Here is a 1,435-nt window from a genome sequence, read left to right as displayed (position 1 = left end):
ACTGAAAATATAAAAATAGATGAATCAATAATAAAAGAATTTTTAAAAAACAGTGATTCTGGAAGATTCTTTCAAAAACAAAAATGTAATATCAAAACAGACTTTACGCACACTAACCTTATGGATATTGGGATAATATTGAAATAAATTTTTAGTTGCAAATAGATTGTTGTTCTGACTTTGATTGTTGTTTTCGCATTCTAGCTATAACTGCAGCTAGTTGTGCCTCATGAATTTCATCTAGAGTTTCACACATAAATCTCAGATAAAATACCGAAACTTAAAGTTTTAAGATAATTTTATTGGGTATCATTTGAAGATTAATAATCAGAAATCCATATGGGCTAAAAATTATTAATTTTTGACTTGTTTATTTTATCACAGTAACTGGAGTCTTTGTTGTTTCAACAAGATAGCTTGAAACACTTCCCAAAAATAGGCGTTTTAAAGTACTTTTTCCTTTTGCACCAATCACAATCAAATCATGTTTGTATTTTTTTGCAAATTGTTCAATATCATAAGGGGGATCAGAACCATAAACTAACTTTGTCGTAAAATGTATACTTTGATTTATGCATCGGTCTTCAGCGTCTTTGATAAATTTCTGCGCATTTTTTGCCAAAGATTTTTTGACTTTGTCTTTAGAATGTCCAATTACATGCACAGGTGGAAGTGTTGCAATATGAAGAAGAGTTATAGAAGAATTATCATTTTTAGCAAATTCAATTGCCTTTTCTAATCCTCTTACAGAATTTGGAGAACCATCTATTGGGACAAGAATTTTCTTCATGATTATAGTACGTCTTTACTGGAATTTATGTATACGAGATGAATTTCATTTAAAAAACATGCCATAAATGAAAAGAGATTACAACATCTGGCATTTTTGTCAGAAGAATCAATTTTTACTAGAAGATTAGAACGGCATGAAAAATTTCTTGCTAAGTTTGTAAAAATTTGTCATAGAAGTTACAAAAAAGTTGCTCATTGATCAATTATAGAAACATAAAATTCAGAATAAGGCGTGGTGAAATCACATTCAATCAGAAATCATCATCTTGCACGCAATGCATTTAGAATTACACTTACATCCAACATTTCTTGTAGTAATGCGCCTATAGCAGGCGGGATCAATCCTACACTTGCTATTGCCATCAAGACAAAACTTGCGCCTAATCCAATAAAGATACCCTGTTTTGCTATTTGCAATGTTCTTTGACTGATTTCTACAATATCAGATGTTTTTGCAATATCATCTACAAGAAATACTACATCTGCTGCATCTGCAGATATTGCAGTTCCATGTGCACCCATGGCAATACCAGTTGTTGCCATAGCCAACGCAGGAGCATCATTGATACCATCCCCAACCATTACTACTTGTCCATACTCTTCTTTGAGTTTTTTTACTGCAATTACCTTTTGTTCAGGTAAA

The 1,435-nt window shown here is 31.6% G+C and carries 2 protein-coding genes; both read right to left on the bottom strand.

What is annotated here, in order from left to right:
* Positions 1-370 precede the first annotated feature (370 nt).
* Positions 371-790, bottom strand: a complete 420-nt coding sequence (locus tag BG20_RS02625) for a universal stress protein (protein WP_010190586.1) — start codon at positions 788-790, stop codon at positions 371-373.
* Positions 791-1,053: 263 nt separating this feature from the next.
* Positions 1,054-1,435, bottom strand: a 382-nt coding sequence (locus tag BG20_RS02620) for an HAD-IC family P-type ATPase (RefSeq protein WP_010190585.1), incomplete at its 5' end; no start/stop codon positions are given.

It is taken from the genome of Candidatus Nitrosarchaeum limnium BG20 (assembly GCF_000241145.1).
In the GTDB taxonomy this organism is placed as follows: Archaea; Thermoproteota; Nitrososphaeria; order Nitrososphaerales; family Nitrosopumilaceae; genus Nitrosarchaeum; species Nitrosarchaeum limnae.
The sequence above is the reverse complement of the archived record's forward strand: the minus strand, read 5'-3'. Positions and strand labels throughout refer to the sequence as shown.

What these genes read in the sequence shown, in the direction of transcription:
- BG20_RS02625 (WP_010190586.1), bottom strand. Translation starts at nt 790, where the DNA reads ATGAAGAAAATTCTTGTCCCAATAGATGGTTCTCCAAATTCTGTAAGA.